17 protein-coding genes and 1 pseudogene are annotated in these 17,206 nt (G+C 63.0%); 12 read left to right on the forward strand and 6 right to left on the reverse strand.

Annotation, left to right across the window (positions count from 1 at the left end; all coding sequences use genetic code 11):
- The first annotated feature begins 47 nt into the window (after window positions 1-47).
- On the forward strand, window positions 48-734 hold the full coding sequence (locus ACLEJW_RS04195; RefSeq protein WP_313294814.1) for a GNAT family N-acetyltransferase: 687 nt from the start codon (window positions 48-50) through the stop codon (window positions 732-734).
- Window positions 735-740: 6 nt separating this feature from the next.
- Here the strand turns inward: ACLEJW_RS04195 and ACLEJW_RS04200 are convergent, their stop codons facing one another.
- The 5 genes and pseudogenes from ACLEJW_RS04200 to ACLEJW_RS04220 all read right to left on the reverse strand — a co-directional run bounded on the left by ACLEJW_RS04200 (window position 741) and on the right by ACLEJW_RS04220 (window position 5,179).
- Complete coding sequence (locus ACLEJW_RS04200) at window positions 741-1,496, reverse strand: ABC transporter permease (RefSeq protein ID WP_145186854.1); 756 nt, start codon at window positions 1,494-1,496, stop codon at window positions 741-743.
- Window positions 1,496-2,701 (reverse strand): ABC transporter substrate-binding protein, encoded by a 1,206-nt coding sequence (locus ACLEJW_RS04205; protein ID WP_145186857.1) that lies wholly within the window; start codon window positions 2,699-2,701, stop codon window positions 1,496-1,498. Before ACLEJW_RS04205 ends, ACLEJW_RS04200 begins: the two co-directional genes overlap by 1 nt.
- Window positions 2,688-3,509: an ABC transporter ATP-binding protein gene (locus ACLEJW_RS04210; protein WP_145186860.1), complete on the reverse strand. Its 822-nt coding sequence runs from the start codon at window positions 3,507-3,509 to the stop codon at window positions 2,688-2,690. The genes ACLEJW_RS04205 and ACLEJW_RS04210 overlap by 14 nt, the downstream gene beginning before the upstream one ends.
- Window positions 3,506-4,576 (reverse strand): annotated as a pseudogene (locus ACLEJW_RS04215) (acyl-CoA dehydrogenase family protein); the annotation flags it as partial. The gene ACLEJW_RS04210 and the pseudogene ACLEJW_RS04215, both read right to left, overlap by 4 nt.
- 42 nt (window positions 4,577-4,618) lie before the next feature.
- Window positions 4,619-5,179: a carboxymuconolactone decarboxylase family protein gene (locus ACLEJW_RS04220; protein WP_313294813.1), complete on the reverse strand. Its 561-nt coding sequence runs from the start codon at window positions 5,177-5,179 to the stop codon at window positions 4,619-4,621.
- 103 nt (window positions 5,180-5,282) lie between these two features.
- On the opposite strand from ACLEJW_RS04220, the gene ACLEJW_RS04225 reads away from it, so the two are divergent.
- Entirely contained in the window at window positions 5,283-6,188 is a 906-nt protein-coding gene (locus ACLEJW_RS04225) for an AraC family transcriptional regulator (protein WP_313294812.1), read from the forward strand.
- Window positions 6,189-6,584: 396 nt separating this feature from the next.
- A complete protein-coding gene (locus ACLEJW_RS04230) occupies window positions 6,585-8,195 on the forward strand; it encodes a methyl-accepting chemotaxis protein (RefSeq protein ID WP_440777206.1) in 1,611 nt (536 codons plus the stop codon).
- Between the two features lie 51 nt (window positions 8,196-8,246).
- On the opposite strand, the gene ACLEJW_RS04235 is transcribed toward ACLEJW_RS04230, so the two are convergent.
- On the reverse strand, window positions 8,247-9,653 hold the full coding sequence (locus ACLEJW_RS04235; protein WP_145186874.1) for a purine-cytosine permease family protein: 1,407 nt from the start codon (window positions 9,651-9,653) through the stop codon (window positions 8,247-8,249).
- Window positions 9,654-9,970: 317 nt separating this feature from the next.
- Between ACLEJW_RS04235 and ACLEJW_RS04240 the strand changes: the two genes are divergently transcribed.
- From ACLEJW_RS04240 to ACLEJW_RS04280, 9 genes are all read left to right on the forward strand, one after another.
- Window positions 9,971-10,456: a flavin reductase family protein gene (locus ACLEJW_RS04240; RefSeq protein WP_440777029.1), complete on the forward strand. Its 486-nt coding sequence runs from the start codon at window positions 9,971-9,973 to the stop codon at window positions 10,454-10,456.
- A gap of 74 nt (window positions 10,457-10,530) precedes the next feature.
- Window positions 10,531-11,571, forward strand: a complete 1,041-nt coding sequence (locus ACLEJW_RS04245; RefSeq protein ID WP_313645526.1) for an LLM class flavin-dependent oxidoreductase — start codon at window positions 10,531-10,533, stop codon at window positions 11,569-11,571.
- 216 nt (window positions 11,572-11,787) lie between these two features.
- On the forward strand, window positions 11,788-12,384 hold the full coding sequence (locus ACLEJW_RS04250) for an amino acid synthesis family protein (protein ID WP_313294808.1): 597 nt from the start codon (window positions 11,788-11,790) through the stop codon (window positions 12,382-12,384).
- A 68-nt stretch (window positions 12,385-12,452) separates the two neighbouring features.
- Window positions 12,453-13,286 (forward strand): alpha/beta fold hydrolase, encoded by an 834-nt coding sequence (locus ACLEJW_RS04255; RefSeq protein ID WP_145186887.1) that lies wholly within the window; start codon window positions 12,453-12,455, stop codon window positions 13,284-13,286.
- Window positions 13,283-14,764, forward strand: coding sequence for an aldehyde dehydrogenase (locus tag ACLEJW_RS04260; protein WP_440777030.1), 1,482 nt, complete (start codon window positions 13,283-13,285; stop codon window positions 14,762-14,764). The genes ACLEJW_RS04255 and ACLEJW_RS04260 overlap by 4 nt, the downstream gene beginning before the upstream one ends.
- A 13-nt stretch (window positions 14,765-14,777) precedes the next feature.
- Window positions 14,778-15,263, forward strand: coding sequence for a flavin reductase family protein (locus tag ACLEJW_RS04265; RefSeq protein ID WP_145186893.1), 486 nt, complete (start codon window positions 14,778-14,780; stop codon window positions 15,261-15,263).
- 83 nt (window positions 15,264-15,346) lie between these two features.
- Window positions 15,347-15,736: a carboxymuconolactone decarboxylase family protein gene (locus ACLEJW_RS04270; RefSeq protein ID WP_145186896.1), complete on the forward strand. Its 390-nt coding sequence runs from the start codon at window positions 15,347-15,349 to the stop codon at window positions 15,734-15,736.
- A 90-nt stretch (window positions 15,737-15,826) separates the two neighbouring features.
- On the forward strand, window positions 15,827-16,573 hold the full coding sequence (locus ACLEJW_RS04275; protein ID WP_145186899.1) for a GntR family transcriptional regulator: 747 nt from the start codon (window positions 15,827-15,829) through the stop codon (window positions 16,571-16,573).
- A 19-nt stretch (window positions 16,574-16,592) separates the two neighbouring features.
- Window positions 16,593-17,156: an NUDIX hydrolase gene (locus tag ACLEJW_RS04280; RefSeq protein WP_145186902.1), complete on the forward strand. Its 564-nt coding sequence runs from the start codon at window positions 16,593-16,595 to the stop codon at window positions 17,154-17,156.
- The last annotated feature ends 50 nt before the right edge of the window (window positions 17,157-17,206 follow it).

Below are 17,206 nucleotides of genomic sequence, written 5' to 3' on the forward strand. Positions count from 1 at the left end.
CCAGTCAGGTATGGGGTGATCCAACCGCAGCCGGAGTCCTTGCACCGATGTTCATTCTCAGCCGCCTCGACAGCGTGGTGCCCGAAACCTTCCAGAACCAGATCCGCGAACTGGTGATTCACAATGTCGGCGAATTGAGCAGCGTTGCCATCCAGGCGAACAACCCGCTCTACCCGCTGTACCAATACGGTGTGGGCATGGAAGTGCATCATTACCTGGACGCCATGGGCGCCAGCGGCGGCCTGGCAGTGGAGGTGCTGTTGGCCCTGGATGCCGACGCCCCGGATCAGTTGCTTGGTTTTGCCCTGGCATTGCCGGCGCAGGATAATCCCCAGGCCTGCGCCCTGGCGTTTCTGGCCGTGGCTGCAAGCCACCGTCGTCGAGGCATCGCCCGGGCATTGCTGGGCGATCTGCAGGCACGCTACGCCAGCGTCGAGCTCAATGCCTTTGCGCACCAGGTGGCGTGGTTCGAAAACATGGGCATGCAAGTGCTAGCTGCCAGCGGACCGCAAGTGCTGATGAGCAGCACCGGCCACGCCAGCGGCGCGCTGATCGGACGCGTGGACATCGCGCCGATCTACCAGAGCGCCGAAGTGCTGCAAATTCACACCTACCTGCTCAACCAGCAAGGTGAGGATGCCATGCTCGAAGCCGAGCAGCAGCGTGATGAAAGGCTCGATGCGCTGACCGCGCAAGCCAATGCCTGCGTTCAGGCGCGAAGGTCCGTGCAGTGAACCCGGTCAGGCGTGTACCCAACGCCTGTGCAGCGCGCGCGCCAGGGCATCGAGCATGAAGCCCAGCACACCGATCAGCAGCACCATGGCCATCAGCTCCGAGTAGGCCAGGCGATCGCGGGTATCGAGGATGAAATAACCTAGCCCAGCGCTGACACCGAGCATTTCACACGGCACCAGCACGATCCACAGGATGCCGATGGCCAGGCGCACACCGGTCAGCACATGGCCGATGACGCCAGGAACGATCACCTTGCATAGGGTTTCCCAGCGCGTGGCGCTCAGGCTGCGGCTGAGCTGCAGCCAACGCGGATCGAGCTGCCGCACGCCGGCTGCGGTGTTCAACAGGATCGGCCAGAGCGCCGCGAATGCCAGCAGGAAGTAGATCGGCTGGTCGCCCACGCCCATCAGCATCACCACCACCGGCATCCACGACAGCGGCGAGATCATCCGCAGAAACTGAAACGCCGGCGTGGTGGCCGCTTCCAGATGCCGATAACTGCCCACCAGCAGGCCCAGCGGCACGCCGATCAGCAACGCCAGCAGCAGGCCGACGAGAATACGCTTGAGGCTGACCCAGATATGCCCGTAGACCTCGGCCTGGCCGAGCAACTCGACCAGGCTTGCCAGGGTCGCCTGCGGCGCGAAGCGTGCCGATAGGCCGTCGGCCTCGCCGAACAGCTGCACCCCAGCCCACCACAGCAGCAACAAGCCCAGCAAACCGACAAGGCCAAGGCCTGCGTGTATCACGTGCGTGCGCATCAGACCGCAAACTCCTCGCTGCGCCGCAAGTCCTCGGCAATGCCGAACACCGACGGCCCGCCTACGGCGGCAATGGCGTTGCGCACGAAACGCTCATCCACCAAGTCGCGCGCGGCATGGGCCGGATCCAGACCTGCGAGAAACGCACTGTCACCCTCGATCAGCGTGTGCTTCAGTCGCTTGACCAGCTCCTCGGTGTAGCTGGGGTACGGATAGGGCTGGAAGTCGATGCGCTGTTCGTCCCACTGCTGGTGCACGATCGCGCCGCTGGCGAGATAAGCGGCGCGGTCCTCGGCGGGCGGGGCCAGGACTTTGCTGAGCACGGCCGGCTCATGCGGGGTGTATTTGTTCGGCCCGGCCTTGGACAGCAAAGCCGCCGCCTCTGCGCGGTGCTCGCGGGTCCATTGCTGTGCCTTGACGATGGCGTTGACCACCTTCTGTGACCACTCAGGGCGATTGTTCAGGTCATGCTCGTGCATGAATACCACGCAGCAGGCATGATTGCGCCAGACATCTCCGGTGAAGCGCTGAACCCGCCCGACCTTGAGGTTCTCGGCCAGGGCGTTGAACGGTTCGGCGACGATATAGCCGGCAATGCGTTTGCTCGCCAGCGCCGGCGGCATGTCCGACGGCGGTAGCACCAGCAGGTTGACCTCGTTGGCGGCCAACTGCGCGTTGGCCGCTTTGGACACCGGGGTCAGACCATTGTCGTTGAGCATCTGCTGCAGCACCACGTTGTGGATCGAATACCAGAACGGAATCGCCACGGTCTTGCCGCCGAGTTGCTTGATGTCGGCGATATCCGGGGCCACGGTCAGGCCGGAGCCGCCGACGTGGTTCCAGGCTACGACCTTGGCCGGCACCTTGCTGGCATAGCGCGCCCAAACGGTCATTGGCGACAGCAGGTGGATGACGTTGACCTGGCCTGAGATGAACGCTTCGATCACCTGTGCCCAGCTGCGCAGCAGAACCGGTCGCTCCGCCTTGATGCCCTCGGCCTCGAACAGTCCGTTGTTGTGCGCCACCAGCAACGGCGTGGCGTCGGTGATCGGCAGGTAGCCGATGCGCACCGGTGCGTCCGGCTCGGCGGCGGCGCGGGCCTGCAAGCTGGACAGTAGCGGCACGGCACCGGCGGCGGTGAGCATGGCGCTGAGCTTGAGAAAATCACGACGCGAGGTAGAGGAACAGCAGTCATCCATGCACATGTGCAGGCTCCAAAGGCAACGAGCAGGGGCGGGGCTCAGCGTTGCCGCTGGCCTGCCGCAGGGTTTTCAGAATGTCGATACGCAGCGCGCCGAGCTCCTCGACCCGCTGCGCCCGCGGTTGCGGCAGGTCGATGGACCATTGGCCGAGCACACGCGCCGGCTGATCGCCCAGCAACAGCACGCGGTCGGACAACAGCAGGGCTTCGTCGATATCGTGGGTAATCAGCACCGCAGCGGTGTTGTGAGTGGCGATCAACTGCAAAAGCAGTTGCTGCATGTCGGCACGGGTGACCTCATCCAGGGCACCGAAGGGCTCATCGAGCAGCAGCACTTGCGGCTGGCGTGCCAGGCAGCGGGCCAGTGCCGTGCGCTGGGCCATGCCGCCGGACAACTGGGCGGGATATTGGCCACGTGCGCGATCCAGGCCCACGGCGCTGATGGCATGGTCGATGCGGGCGCGACGTTCGGCCGGCGCCAGCTTGGGTTGCCGGGCGAAGTCCAGGCCGAAGGCGACGTTTTTCTCCAGGCTCAGCCAGGGCAGCAGGCTGGGGTCTTGAAAGGCCACCGCCAGGCGCGGGTGCGGGCCTTGCAGTGGCAGCCCATGCAGGCTCACGCTGCCGCTGCAGGGCTGTTGCAGGCCGGCCAGCACCCGCAGCAAGCTGGACTTGCCTACCCCACTGGGGCCAAGAATGCTCACCACCTCACCGGGCACCAATTGCAGATCGAACTGCGCCAGCACCGCTTGCCACCCCCCTTCACGCGGATAACCCAGGCTGATGCCCTGGGCATGCAGCAACGCCTGGCTCATGCGCTGGCAGCCTGGCGGTGCAGTTCGGCGCGGAGCTGGACCAGGCTAGGCGTGACGATCGGCACGAACGCCGACTCGCGCCAGCGTCGGGCGAAGCCTGCGCCGAACTCATCCAGGTAGGCCTTGCCGCCACTGGCCTGCAGTTCGAGCTGAACGGCATCGGCGGCGCTTTCGGCCAGGGTGATGCGCAGTTTGAACAGCGCCGCCGGCTGGCCTTCGAAGCGACCTTCGAGCAAGCCCTGCTTAAGCTCGGCCACGGTGTTTTCCAAACGCTCCTTGAGCACCTGGCGGTGCTCCTCAAGGAACGACAAGCGCCCATGCAGGTGCTCGTGGACTTCCTGCAGCGAGCGCCGCGCCAGGCCAATTGCCATACCGCACTGCAACGCCAGAAACGCAGGCCGCACCTTGGGCAGAAACTGGCGGGCATTGTCGTGCAACAGCCAGTCGCGGCCCAGTTCCACCTCATGGAACGCCAGCGCGGCGGTATTGCTCGATTGCAGCCCCATCAGCTGCAGGTCGTCGGAGCGCTCAAGGCCAGGGCTGGTGGAGGGGATGGCTGTGACGAACGGCGCCCCGCCGGCTTCGTCTTCGATCGCGGCGGCGACGACGAAGCCACTTTTGCGCAAGTTGGTCACCCAATGCAGGCGGCCGTCCAGGGTCCAGCCCGTTGCGCTTGGGCGAGCGCGCACTTGCAGCGACTCGATGCCCGAGAGGAATTTCATGGCATTTGACAGCCCGGTGGCACCGGCCAGCTCGCCGGTCAGCAGACCGGGCAGCAAGCGCTCGCGCAGGGTTTGATTGGGGCTTTGCAGCAGGTATTCGATGAACGCGCGCTGGCCCCAGCAGACGAACGCTGCGGCCAATGAACGGCTGGCGATGGCAGCGATGGCCTCGACCGCATGGGAGACCGCGCCGCCGCTGCCGCCCATGGCCGGATCCACGCCGATGCGCAGCAGCTGTGATTCGGCGATGTGCGCGAGCACCTGCTGCGGCTCGCACTGCCCCTGGTCGATGGCTTCGGCATGGGCATCCAGCCACTGACGAAATGCATTATCAAGCATGTCCCTACTCCTTGTTTGATCGCAGGCGCTACCGGCGCCAGGCCGACATCATGCGGTTGGCTGCCAGCGGTACTTGCTCAGCTCGTCATTGAGCGGCGTCTGGGCGAACACATTAGCAAAGTTGCACAAGGTTGCGAGGCTCACGCCCAGAATCACTTCCAAGGCGTTGCCCTCGGTGAAGCCGGCGTCGCGCAGTGCTTGATAAGTAGCGGCGCTGACATTGCCGCGGGTGGCGATGACTTCGCGGGTGAAGGCGGCCAGGGTTTCGTAGCGGGCGTCAGGCAATTGGCCACGTGCGCGCAGCGCCTCGACCACCTCAGCAGGCAACTTGGCCTTGTTCAGCGCAACGGCGGTGTGCCCGGCGACGCAGAAATCGCAGCCATGCTCGGTGGCAGCGATCAGCTGCACCACCTCACGCTCGGCCAGGGTGAGTTCGGACTTGCCGTTCAACGCCGATACCGTGACGTAGGTTTCCAACGCCGCTGGCGCATTGGCCAGCACGCCAAGCAAGTTGGGGATGAAACCGGAGTTCTTCTGCGCGCTTTCAAGGAATGGGCGAGCCGCTTCCGGGGCGCTCTGCAGAGTGTGTAGAGTAATGCGCGAGGTCATGGAGAGGTGTCCTTGAGTGAGAAGTGGCTATAGTCTGTTGGTTATAAGAACCGCTCTCCATATTCATCAGTCGCTTTTTCTTGCTCCTGAGTCTTTGCATTAGATGATTTCATCCAGCCATCTCGTCGATTGGTTATTAGAAAGCCTGGAGCTCGACACCAGTTTGTTTCACGTGGGCCGCTACTGCGGTGCCTGGCATGCCAGCACCCACGGCATGGGCCGTGCCAGCTTTCATCTGGTGGTTCAAGGACACTGCTGGCTGCATGTCGACGGCCACGATCAGCCCGAACGGTTGGAAGCTGGCGATGCGGTGTTTCTGTTGCGAGACCTGGGATATCGGCTTTCCAGCGATCAGGATCCCGCCACAGCCTGTGCACAGCCGCGGCAAACCATGCAGGCGCTGGCCCCCGCTGCAAGCGATGGCGTAGGCCTGGTGTGCGGTTTTTTCGACTTTCGCCCGGGCTTGTCGTCGCTGATCGTCGAGGGACTGGCCGACTGGATCGTGCTGCGCGCCAATGAGCCGGCCGGACATGCGGCCAGGACCCTGTTCGGCCTGATTCTGGACGAGTGCCAAGGCACTGCGTCCCAGACCTTGCTAGAGCGCCTGACGCACCTGCTGTTTCTTTACGTCCTGCGCCAGCAGGTGAATGCCGGCACGCCGCTGCGCGGGCTCGTGGCCCTGGCGCGCCAGCCTGGTTTCAGTGCCCTGCTGGAGCAGCTGATCGATCAGCCTGGACAGGCCTGGAGCCTGGAAACCATGGCGGCGCTGACCGGACTTTCGCGCTCGGCGTTCTTCAAGCGTTTCGTCGACTGCGCCGGGCAGTCGCCGGGCCAAGTGCTTCTGGCCCTGCGCATGCGCCATGCCCGTCGCTTGCTGCAAGCGGGCAACACGGTAGAGCAAGTCGGTGCGCAGGTCGGTTATCAATCGGTAGCTGCCTTCACCCGCGCCTTCGCCAAGGCCATTGGCGTGCAACCGGGGGCGTACCGACGCCAGCATGAACAGCGCTGAGGGGCAACTCAGGCCGGATCAGGCCGGTGTAAAGCAGATTACCTCGAGCGTATCTCCCTGCCCCAGTGTCCGTGCACCGCTCGCTGATCCAGCGACTGACCTGTTGCTTCAATTCGGCCGATAAGAATCGGCTAATTGCCATCGTTTAACGACCATTTCCTGACAGATCCATCAGAAAACGACGATTTACCAGGCATTGTTTTTACATTGAATGACTGGTCAATATTAGTGGCCATATGGCATCATCGAAATCAAAAACGCATTCGCGAGGGTGAGGCACACATCTAAATCCGCAGCGCATCGAGAGCTTGGCACCACCCCGGTGACCCGGCCTTTCGTCCATGCTCTTGACGCCTGCACGCCAACGTCAAGGAGCAATCGATGCACTTAAGGAATATGAAGATCGGCACCCGTGCCACCAGCGTGTTCGCCCTCTTGGGCCTGCTGGTCTTGGCCATGGGCCTGATCGCGCTCTATGAAACCCGGCAGATGGACGAAGCCACGGACGAAATCCGCGTGACCTGGATGCCCGCGGTGGTGTCGCTCAGCGAAATCAGCACCAACCTCGGCCGAGCCCGCGCCGTCACGTTGCGCGCCGCGCTCGATGAGAGCCCCAGCGAACGCGCGCGCAGCATCGACATGGTCAAGACCATCAACGATCAGCTCAAGGCCGGGCTCAAAGCCTACGATGACACGATCATCGACGCCGATGACCGTGCGTTGTTCACGACCTTCCAGGGTGCCTATCAGCAATACCTCGATTTGCAACTGCTGGTGCTGCAAGATATCGCGGCCGGCCGCATGCTCGAAGCCAAGCAACAGATCGGCGGACCCCTGTCGCAATACGCCGACACCATGATGAAAACCCTGGGCGCGCTGATCGCCTACAACGGCAAGGGCGCTGAAGATGCATCGCAACGCAGCAGCGATGTGGCCGACCAGGCCTTTACTGCGGTGCTGGTGGCACTGGCGGTGATCCTGCTGGCCCTGGCTGGCGTGGCGACCCTGCTTACACGCAGTATCGTGGTGCCGCTGGGCGAGGCCGTCGCCGTCGCGGAACGTGTGGCCACTGGCGACCTCACCCAGCAAATTCAAGCCACCGGTCGAGACGAACCAGCACTGCTGCTCGGCGCCTTGAATCGTATGCAGACCAGCCTGCGTGACACCATTCGGCAGATCGCTGCGTCTTCCGACCAACTGGCGTCGGCTTCCGAAGAGCTGCACAGCGTGACCGAGGACACCAGCCGTGGCCTGCATCAGCAAAGCGCGGAGATTGACCAGGCGGCCACCGCCGTCAACCAGATGACCGCGGCCGTCGAAGAGGTGGCCAACAATGCGGTGAGCACCGCGGACGCGTCCAAAGGCGCCGACCAGACCACCCGCGACGGTCGCGATCAGGTCAACCAGGCGCTGGCGTCCATCGAGCAATTGGTCAACGACGTGACCGGTACTTCGGTTGAGATTGAGCAGTTGGCCAACAATGCCAACGAGATCAGCCGGGTGCTGGATGTGATTGGCGCCATCGCCGGGCAAACCAACCTGCTGGCGCTCAACGCCGCCATCGAAGCGGCCCGCGCCGGCGAGGCCGGACGTGGCTTTGCCGTGGTTGCCGACGAGGTTCGCGCACTGGCCCACCGCACCCAACAGTCGACGGCCGAGATCGAGCAGATGATCGCCGGCATCCAGACCGGCACCGAACGCGCAGTTGCGGCGATGCACAACAGCCGCAGCCGCGCCAATGGCACCCTGGAAGTGGCACAAGGCGCGGGCGGTGCGCTGCAAGTGATCGCCGAGGCGATCGCCTCGATCAACCAGCGCAACCTGGTGATTGCCAGCGCTTCGGAGGAGCAGGCGCAGGTGGCCCGGGAAGTGGACCGTAACCTGGTGAACATTCGCGACCTGTCGATGCAGACCTCGGCCGGGGCCAACCAGACCAGCGCGGCGGCTCAGGACCTGTCGCGCCTGGCGGTAGACCTCAACGCCATGGTCGCGCAGTTCAAGGTCTGAGCAGAAACGATCGGGGCCGCAGCGCGGCCCCTTCGTACAGCTACCCGGCGCTCATTCGTTGACGCTGACCACCCGCCCTGCCTTGTCGGCAGCCTTGCCACGGGTCGCCAGGCAATAGTACAGCGGCACCGTCACCAGCAAACCGAACAACCACGACAAGTCAGCCCCTTCGACGAGGTTCGAATAAGGCCCGACATACAGCGAAGTGTTGGCGAACGGCAGCTGCACCAGGATGCCGCAGGCGTAGGCGATGATCGCGTGGTGATTGAAGCGGCCATAGATGCCGCCGTCGGCACGGAAGATCGAAGCGATGTCGTATTGGCCCTTCTTGATCAGATAGAAGTCGATCAGGTTGATCGAAGCCCACGGCACCAGGACCAGCAACAGCGCCAGAATCAGGCCGATGAACTGGCCGATGAAGTCCGCCGAGGCGTTCAGCGCCACCAGCGCGCAACCGACCAGGATGATCGAGGCGAGCACCACGCGGACCTTGACGCTCGGGGTCCACTCGGCGATGAAGGTCTGGATCGCCGTGACGATGGATAGCACCGCGCCATACAGGTTGAGCGCGTTGTGGCTGATGATGTTGAGCAGAAACAGCACCATCAGGATCGGACCCAGCCAGCCGGTAGCCTGCTTCACTGCGTCCATTGCATCAGTGCCCTGGGGGACGCACAAGACAGCGATGGCGCCAAAGCTGAAGCACAGGATAGTACCCAGCGTCGCGCCGAAATAGGTCGCCCAGAAAGGTTTGGCGATGCCTACTTCGCGCGGCAGGTACCGCGAATAGTCCGAGGTGTAGGGCGAGAAGCTGATCTGCCAGATGATGCCCAGCGATACCGTGGCGATGAAGCCCGACAGGTTGAAAGCGCCGCGGCTGAAGAAGTCGGCGGGCAGTTCCTGGACGAACATCATGATGAAGCCGGCCAAAAGCGCCGAGCCCATGACCCAGGTGCCGATGCGATTGAGGATATGGATGAAGCGGTAGCCGATCACGCCGATGGCCGTGGCGCTCAACGCGCCGATCACAATGGCACTGGGCATCGGCACGCCTGGGGCGATGCCGTGAATGGTCTTGCCCGCCAGCACGATGTTGGAAATGAAGAAGCCGACATAGATCAGCGCAGTGAAGAACACGATCAGCAAGGCGCCATAGCGGCCGAACTGGCCACGGCTCTGCACCATCTGCGGAATGCCCAGCTGCGGTCCCTGCGCAGAGGCCAGGGCGATGAACACGCCCCCGATCAGATGACCCATGACGATGGCGACCAGCCCCCACAGCAGGTTCAGCTGAAACACCTGGACCACCATGGCGCCGGTGACGATTGGCAGTGGCGCGATGTTGGTACTGAACCAGAGGGTGAACAGGTCGCGCGCCTTCCCATGGCGCTCGGCAGGTGGAACGTAATCGACCGTGTGATTCTCGACAAACTGGTGTTGCGACGACGGTTGGGACATAGGATTCAGCTCGAAAGGTCGTTTTTATCGTTGTAAGGAAACCGCATCTAGGCGGCCTCTCAGCTGCGGACCATATTATGGTATTCCAAGCTTTTGACAACACTGCTCCGCAGGAAAAAACCGCCACTGATCTGCTTTGAACGCCCCTGCGACAAACCGACTCACCGCTTAAAGCCACGGAATTCAGTGCTTACAGCCATTCATCGTGAAAAATCAGCGGTGAAAATTCTGCTTGCAAAATAGGTATTACGGTATACCATCAGACACATCAACGATAAAAACCGCGGACCACCGCAGCCTTTTCAGAGGTACCTTTGATGATCGACGCAACCGTCTACAAGCACGTCCTGGGCTCCTTTCCCTCCGGCGTTACCGTCATCACCACGCTGGACGACGACGGCTCGGTCGTCGGACTGACTGCCAGCGCTTTTTCCTCCCTGTCGATGGACCCTCCGCTGGTGCTGTTCTGCCCCAACTACAGCTCCGACTCCTACCCTGTACTGATCAAGCAAAAGCGCTTCGCCATCCATCTGCTTTCTGGTGAACAGCAGGCTGAAGCCTATGCTTTCGCAAAAAAAGGCAAGGACAAGGCCACGGGTATCGAGTGGACACTGAGCGCGCTGGGCAACCCGATCCTGGCTGGCGCCACCGCCGTCATCGAGTGCGAACTGTGGCGTGAATATGAAGGTGGCGACCACGCCATCATGGTCGGCAAGGTGCACAACCTGATCGTGCCCGAGCAGGCGCCACGGCCGATGATCTATTGCCGCGGCAAGATGGCCTGCCTGCCGGCCTTTGCCTGAAGCCCATTGTCAATCGAGACACCTGGTGCCGCCTGCACGGTACCAGACACTTTCAAGCGTTGAGGAAAAGCCCCATGAAATTTTCGTTGTTCGTGCACATGGAACGTTGGGATGAACAGGTCAGCCACCGCCAGCTGTTCGAAGACCTGACCGAACTGACCCTGATGGCCGAGAACGGTGGTTTCAGCACGGTATGGATCGGCGAACACCACGCCATGGAATACACCATCTCGCCAAGCCCGATGCCGCTGCTGGCGTACCTCGCCGCCCGCACCGAGAAGATCCGCCTGGGCGCCGGGACGATCATCGCCCCCTTCTGGAACCCCATCCGGGTGGCCGGCGAGTGCGCCCTGCTCGATGTAATCAGTAACGGCCGCATGGAAGTAGGCCTGGCCCGTGGCGCCTATCAATTCGAATTCGACCGCATGGCTGGCGGCATGCCGGCAACCGACGGCGGCAAGGCTCTGCGCGAGATGGTGCCGGTGGTGCGCAAGTTGTGGGAAGGCGATTACGCCCATGAAGGCGAGGTCTATAAATTCCCGACCTCGACGAGTGTGCCGAAGCCGTTCAACGCCACTCCACCGATGTGGATCGCCGCGCGCGATCCGGATTCGCACAACTTTGCCGTGGCCAACGGCTGCAATGTGATGGTCACGCCGCTGATGAAGGGCGACGAAGAAGTGCTGGATTTGAAAAACAAGTTCCAGGCCGCCTGCGACAACAACCCCGACGTGCCGCGCCCGCAACTGATGGTGCTGCGTCACACGCATGTGCACAGCCCGGCCGAGCCTGAAGGCTGGAAGGTCGGCGCCCAGGCGATTTCGCGCTTCTACCGCACCTTCGATGCCTGGTTCGGCAACAAGACCGTGCCGGTCAATGGCTTCCTCGAACCGAGTCCCGAGTCGAAGTTCGCTGAAGTGCCGGCGTTCCAGCTGGAGAACATCCGCAAGAACACCATGATTGGCACGCCCGAAGAAATCATCGCGCGGATCAAGTACTACCAGGAGCTGGGCGTCGACGAATTCAGCTTCTGGTGCGACAACAGCCTGCCGCACGCCGAGAAGAAAAAGTCGCTGGAGCTGTTCATCAAGGAAGTGGTGCCAGCGTTCGCGTGAGACGGTATCGCTCCAAAGCCCGCGCAAGCGGGCTTTTTTTTCGCTGCAAGGCGCGAATGCCAGGCGCCTGAAAAAGCCTTCGTCCTGGCTTGCAGCTCGCTGAGAGAGGCCCTTTCGTCTTTGCCGAGAGAGAAATTTTCGGCCACCTCTTGCACAACAAATATTATGGTATACCATCAGACAACAAGAGCTGATAACCCTCACCAGGAGCCATCCATGAGTTTCGAAATCCGCAAGATCGTCACCTACTCCGAAGAGACCCGCATCGAAGGCGGCAAGGCGACCGACAAGCCAGTGACCATGGTCGGCCTGGCTGTGGTCATCAAGAACCCTTGGGCTGGTCGCGGTTTCGTTGACGACCTCAAGCCGGAGATCCGTGCCAACTGCTCCGCGCTCGGTGCCTTGATGGTCGAACGCCTGACCGCCGCCATCGGCGGTGCCGACAAGATCGAAGCCTACGGCAAGGCTGCCGTGGTCGGTGCCGACGGCGAGATCGAACACGCCTCGGCCGTGATCCACACCCTGCGTTTCGGCAACCACTACCGTGAAGCGGTCCAGGCCAAGAGCTACCTGAGCTTCACCAACAAGCGCGGCGGCCCGGGTACCTCGATCCAGATCCCGATGATGCAGAAAGACGACGAAGGCCTGCGCTCGCACTACATCACCCTGGAAATGCAGATCGAAGACGCACCGCGTGCCGATGAAATCGTCGTCGTGCTCGGCGCTGCCGACGGCGGCCGTCTGCACCCGCGTATTGGCAACCGCTACATCGACCTGGAAGAACTGGCTGCCGAAAAAGCCAACGCTCAATAACAACAACCAAGACGGGCCGGGGCGTGGCGTGCTTACCCGCCGCGCCCGACCTTCAAGGAGCGCCCTTCATGATTCAGCCTGTCGCTGAACGTACACCCGCCGGCACCAGCTACCTGTCTGTCGGCCAGGGCCAACCCGTGGTACTGATCCACGGCGTGGGCCTGAACAAGGAAATGTGGGGCGGTCAGATCGTTGGCCTGGCCAGCGGCTACCGCGTCATCGCCTACGATATGCTCGGCCATGGCCAGAGCGCCCTGCCCGCCGCCGATATCGGCCTGGAGGGGTACGCCGCGCAGCTCGCCGAATTGCTCGACCACCTGCAGATCAGCCAAGCCAACGTGATTGGCTTCTCCATGGGCGGCCTGGTCGCACGGGCCTTTGCCCTGCACTATCCGCAGCGCCTGTCGGCCCTGGTGGTGCTCAACAGCGTGTTCAACCGCACCCCCGAGCAGAGCGCCGGGGTCATCGCCCGCGCCGCCCAGGCCGCCGAGCTCGGCCCCGATGCCAATGTCGATGCAGCCCTGGATCGCTGGTTCAGCCGCGAGTACAAGGCCGCCAACCCTGCCCAGGTCGCCGCCATTCGCCAGGTGCTGGCCAGCAACGACCCGCAGGGCTACCACACCACCTACTCGCTGTTCGCCACCCAGGACATGTATCGCGCCGCCGACCTTGGCAACATCCAGGTGCCGACGCTGATCGCCACCGGTGAACTCGATTCCGGCTCCACCCCGGCCATGACCCGCCAGCTCGCTGCCTGCATTCCTGGCGCGCGCAGTGTGGTCCTCGCCGAGCAAAGGCATATGATGCCCGTGGAAGCCCCGCGTGAAGTCAACAAGATGCTGCTGGACTTCCTCGCCCAAGCTCGCAGCCTTTCCGAATCTGCCAAGGGGATTGTTGCATGACCCTCGTTCGTTTCCAGATGTGCATCGATGGCCAGTGGCTCGATGCCCAGAGCGGCAAGACCTTCGATAGTCTCAATCCGGCCACGGCCCAGGCCTGGGCGCAACTGCCCGATGCCGACGAAGCCGATGTCGAGCTGGCCGTACAGGCTGCGCAGCGCGCCTTCGACAGCGCCCAATGGCGCAGCATCAGCGCGACTGCACGCGGCAAGCTGCTGCGCCGCCTGGGTGATCTGATTGCCGAGAACAAGGAACACCTGGCCCAGCTGGAGAGCCGCGACAACGGCAAGCTGATCCGCGAAACCCGCGGCCAGGTTGGCTACCTGCCAGAATTCTTCCATTACACCGCAGGCCTTGCCGACAAGCTCGAAGGCGGCACCCTGCCGCTGGACAAGCCTGATCTGTTCGCCTACACCGTGCACGAGCCGATCGGCGTGGTCGCCGGGATCATCCCGTGGAACAGCCCGCTGTACCTGACCGCGATCAAGCTGGCCCCTGCTCTGGCTGCAGGTAACACCATCGTGCTCAAGCCATCCGAGCACGCCTCGGCTACCATTCTCGAGCTGGCCCGCCTGGCCCTGGAAGCCGGCTTCCCGCCTGGGGTGGTCAACGTGGTGACTGGCTACGGTCCAAGTACCGGTGCTGCGCTCACCCGCCACCCATTGGTACGCAAGATCGCCTTCACCGGCGGCGCCGCCACCGCCCGTCACGTGGTGCGCAGCAGTGCCGAGAACTTCGCCAAGCTGTCGCTGGAACTGGGCGGCAAGTCGCCGAACATCATCTTTGCCGATGCCGACCTGGACAGCGCCATCAACGGCGCGGTAGCGGGCATCTACGCCGCCTCCGGGCAAAGCTGCGTGGCCGGCTCGCGCCTGCTGGTGCAGGATGAGATCTTCGATGAGTTCGTCGAGCGCCTGATCGCCCGCGCCAAGCGCATCCGCATCGGTAGCCCGCAAGACGACGCCAGCGAAATGGGCCCGATGGCCACGGCCCAGCAACTGGCCGTGGTCGAAGGGCTGGTCGCAGCGGCCAAGGCCGAAGGTGCCAAGCTGCACATGGGCGGCAAGCGTGCCGAGGTCGAGGGCGACGGCTGGTTCTACGAGCCGACGCTGTTCGAATGCGACAGCAATTCGATGACCATCATGCAGGAAGAAGTCTTCGGCCCGGTCGCCGCGGTGATCCGCTTCAAGACCGAAGAGCAGGCCCTGGCCATTGCCAACGACTCGCAGTTCGGTCTGGCCGCCGGTATCTGGACCCGCGACCTGGGCCGCGCCCACCGCCTGGCCCGCGACGTGCGTTCCGGGATCATATGGGTCAACACCTACCGCGCCGTGTCGGCCATGGCGCCGATCGGTGGCTTCAAGAACAGCGGCTACGGCCGTGAAAGCGGCATCGATTCGGTGCTGGCCTATACCGAGCTGAAGACCGTGTGGATCAACCTGTCCACCGCGCCGATGCCCGACCCGTTTGTGATGCGTTGAGAGGTAGCACGAGATGATCGAACCAGGCATCTACAAAGACGTGATGGGCTCGTTCCCGTCCGGCGTCACCGTGGTCACCACCCTGGATGCCGACGGCGGCATCGTCGGCATCACCGCCAGCGCGTTCAGCGCTCTGTCGATCGACCCGGCGCTGGTGCTGTTCTGCCCCAACTACGCCTCCGACACCTACCCGATCCTGCGTGACAGCAAGCAGTTCGCCATTCACCTGTTGTCGGCCGAGCAAACCGCCGAAGCCTACGCCTTTGCCGGCAAGGGCAAGGACAAGGCCAAGGGCGTGGAGTGGCACCTGAGCGAGCTGGGCAACCCGTTGCTGGCCAAGGCCACCGCGATCATCGAATGCGAGCTGTGGCGCGAGTACGACGGTGGCGATCATGCGATCATCGTCGGCGCCGTGAAGAACCTGGTGCTGCCGGCCGAGCCGGTGACGCCGATGGTCTACCACAAAGGCAAGCTGGGCGCCCTGCCCCCGTTGGGCTGACGGCACCCACCCACCTTTTTTGGGGGCTGCGCACATCGTCTCACCCTCGGTTGCGGCCCCTGTTTTATTGCGGAGTACTGCGCATGAGCAACGAGAAGTACGACAAAGGCCTGGAGATTCGCACTCAGGTGCTGGGCGAGGACTACGTCAACCGTTCGATTCAGAACGCCGACGACTTCACCAAGCCGCTGCAGGAGCTGGTTACCGAATACTGCTGGGGTCATGTCTGGGGCCGTGAAGGCTTGTCGCTCAAAGAGCGCAGCATGATAAACTTGGCCATGATTTCCGCGCTCAACCGGCCCCACGAGCTCAAGCTGCATATTCGCGGCGCCTTGCGCAATGGCCTGAGCCGTGAGCAAATTCGCGAGATCCTGCTCCAGGTCGGCATTTATTGCGGCGTACCGGCGGCGGTGGACAGTTTCCGCCTGGCCCGCGAAGCGTTCGCCGAAGCCGATGCGGAGTCAACCCGTTAACAGCGGGCTGTTCGAACCCACGCAAGGAGCACCCGCGGTTCGTGGTGTTGCATGACGTGGGCGCAGACAGCCTCATTCAGAGCGCCTTCGATGAAACGCCAGCCCCTCGACGACAGCTTCAAGGTCAACCGCAACCCCGTTACCCTGCGTGAAATCGTGCTCGACAAGCTGCGCGGCGCGATCATGAATTTCCACCTGCTGCCAGGCGACCGCCTGGTCGAGCGCGACCTCTGCGACCGCCTCGGCGTCAGCCGTACGTCGGTGCGCGAGGCCTTGCGCCATCTGGAGTCCGAAGGGCTGGTGGAATTCGCCGACGCCAAGGGCCCGCGGGTGGCCATCATCACCCTGGAAGATGCCCGCGATATCTACGAATTGCGCTGCGTGCTCGAAGGCTTGATCGTCCAGCTGTTCACCCTCAACGCCAAAGCCAAGGACATCCGTGCCCTGGAACGCGCCCTTGAAGTCAACCGCGAAGCGCTTGAAGAAGGCGAACTGCAACAGGTGCTGGATTCGGTGCAAGGCTTCTACGACGTGTTGCTCGAAGGCTCGGGCAACCAGGTGGCGGCGCAGCAGCTGCGCCAGCTGCAAGCACGCATCAGCTACCTGCGCGCCACCTCGGTGTCGCAGCAGAACCGTCGCGGTGCCAGCAACCGGGAAATGGAAAAGATGGTCGAGGCGATCAAAGGTGGCGACCCGCTGGTAGCGCACCAGGCCTCGGTCGACCATGTGCGTGCCGCCGCCAAGGTCGCGCTCGATTACCTGCGCCAGAAGCAGGATGACAACCCCAAGGTGCGCGACATGGTCGAGCCTTTGGCCCTGAAGGATCCACGCATCTGAACCCCGCATAGGCCCTGACATGCCCAACGTCCCGCGCTACTGCCCGCACTGCACCACGCAACTGGCCCGGGGCGTGCCGCCTGGCGATACCCACGAACGCCTGCACTGCACCGGCTGCGGTTACGTGCACTACATCAACCCGAAGATCATCGCTGGCTGCATCATCGAGCGCGACGGCAAGTACCTGCTGTGCCAGCGCGCCATCGCCCCGCGCCCAGGCACCTGGACGCTGCCGGCCGGGTTCATGGAAGCCGGTGAAACCACCGAGCAGGCGGCCCTGCGCGAGGTCTGGGAAGAAAGCGGGGTGCGCGGCGACATCGTCTCGCCCTACTCGATCTTCAGCGTGCCGACGATCAGCGAGGTGTACATCATCTTCCGCGCCGTGGTCATCGAAGAAACCGGGCAATACGGCCCGGAAACCTCCGCTTACAAATTCTTCGAACCGGATGAAATCCCCTGGGACGAAATCTATTATCCAGCGATCCGGCAGATTCTCGAACGCTATATCCTCGAGCGCCAGGCTGGGGTATACGGCATTTACATGGGCAATGACGACACCGGCAAGGTGCACTTCATGCGTTGATCCGGGCCATCGCCTGATTGGCCAGTCATCGCTGCGTCAGTGAGCGCACA

Origin of the sequence: Pseudomonas sp. SMSB3 (genome assembly GCF_052041965.1) — a bacterium.
Lineage (GTDB): Bacteria > Pseudomonadota > Gammaproteobacteria > Pseudomonadales > Pseudomonadaceae > Aquipseudomonas.

Coding starts and splice junctions, on each gene's coding strand:
- ACLEJW_RS04195 (WP_313294814.1), top strand. CDS start 48: ATGTTCATTCTCAGCCGCCTCGACAGCGTGGTGCCCGAAACCTTCCAG.
- ACLEJW_RS04200 (WP_145186854.1), bottom strand. CDS start 1,496: ATGCGCACGCACGTGATACACGCAGGCCTTGGCCTTGTCGGTTTGCTG.
- ACLEJW_RS04205 (WP_145186857.1), bottom strand. CDS start 2,701: ATGTGCATGGATGACTGCTGTTCCTCTACCTCGCGTCGTGATTTTCTC.
- ACLEJW_RS04210 (WP_145186860.1), bottom strand. CDS start 3,509: ATGAGCCAGGCGTTGCTGCATGCCCAGGGCATCAGCCTGGGTTATCCG.
- ACLEJW_RS04220 (WP_313294813.1), bottom strand. CDS start 5,179: ATGACCTCGCGCATTACTCTACACACTCTGCAGAGCGCCCCGGAAGCG.
- ACLEJW_RS04225 (WP_313294812.1), top strand. CDS start 5,283: ATGATTTCATCCAGCCATCTCGTCGATTGGTTATTAGAAAGCCTGGAG.
- ACLEJW_RS04230 (WP_440777206.1), top strand. CDS start 6,585: ATGAAGATCGGCACCCGTGCCACCAGCGTGTTCGCCCTCTTGGGCCTG.
- ACLEJW_RS04235 (WP_145186874.1), bottom strand. CDS start 9,653: ATGTCCCAACCGTCGTCGCAACACCAGTTTGTCGAGAATCACACGGTC.
- ACLEJW_RS04240 (WP_440777029.1), top strand. CDS start 9,971: ATGATCGACGCAACCGTCTACAAGCACGTCCTGGGCTCCTTTCCCTCC.
- ACLEJW_RS04245 (WP_313645526.1), top strand. CDS start 10,531: ATGAAATTTTCGTTGTTCGTGCACATGGAACGTTGGGATGAACAGGTC.
- ACLEJW_RS04250 (WP_313294808.1), top strand. CDS start 11,788: ATGAGTTTCGAAATCCGCAAGATCGTCACCTACTCCGAAGAGACCCGC.
- ACLEJW_RS04255 (WP_145186887.1), top strand. CDS start 12,453: ATGATTCAGCCTGTCGCTGAACGTACACCCGCCGGCACCAGCTACCTG.
- ACLEJW_RS04260 (WP_440777030.1), top strand. CDS start 13,283: ATGACCCTCGTTCGTTTCCAGATGTGCATCGATGGCCAGTGGCTCGAT.
- ACLEJW_RS04265 (WP_145186893.1), top strand. CDS start 14,778: ATGATCGAACCAGGCATCTACAAAGACGTGATGGGCTCGTTCCCGTCC.
- ACLEJW_RS04270 (WP_145186896.1), top strand. CDS start 15,347: ATGAGCAACGAGAAGTACGACAAAGGCCTGGAGATTCGCACTCAGGTG.
- ACLEJW_RS04275 (WP_145186899.1), top strand. CDS start 15,827: ATGAAACGCCAGCCCCTCGACGACAGCTTCAAGGTCAACCGCAACCCC.
- ACLEJW_RS04280 (WP_145186902.1), top strand. CDS start 16,593: ATGCCCAACGTCCCGCGCTACTGCCCGCACTGCACCACGCAACTGGCC.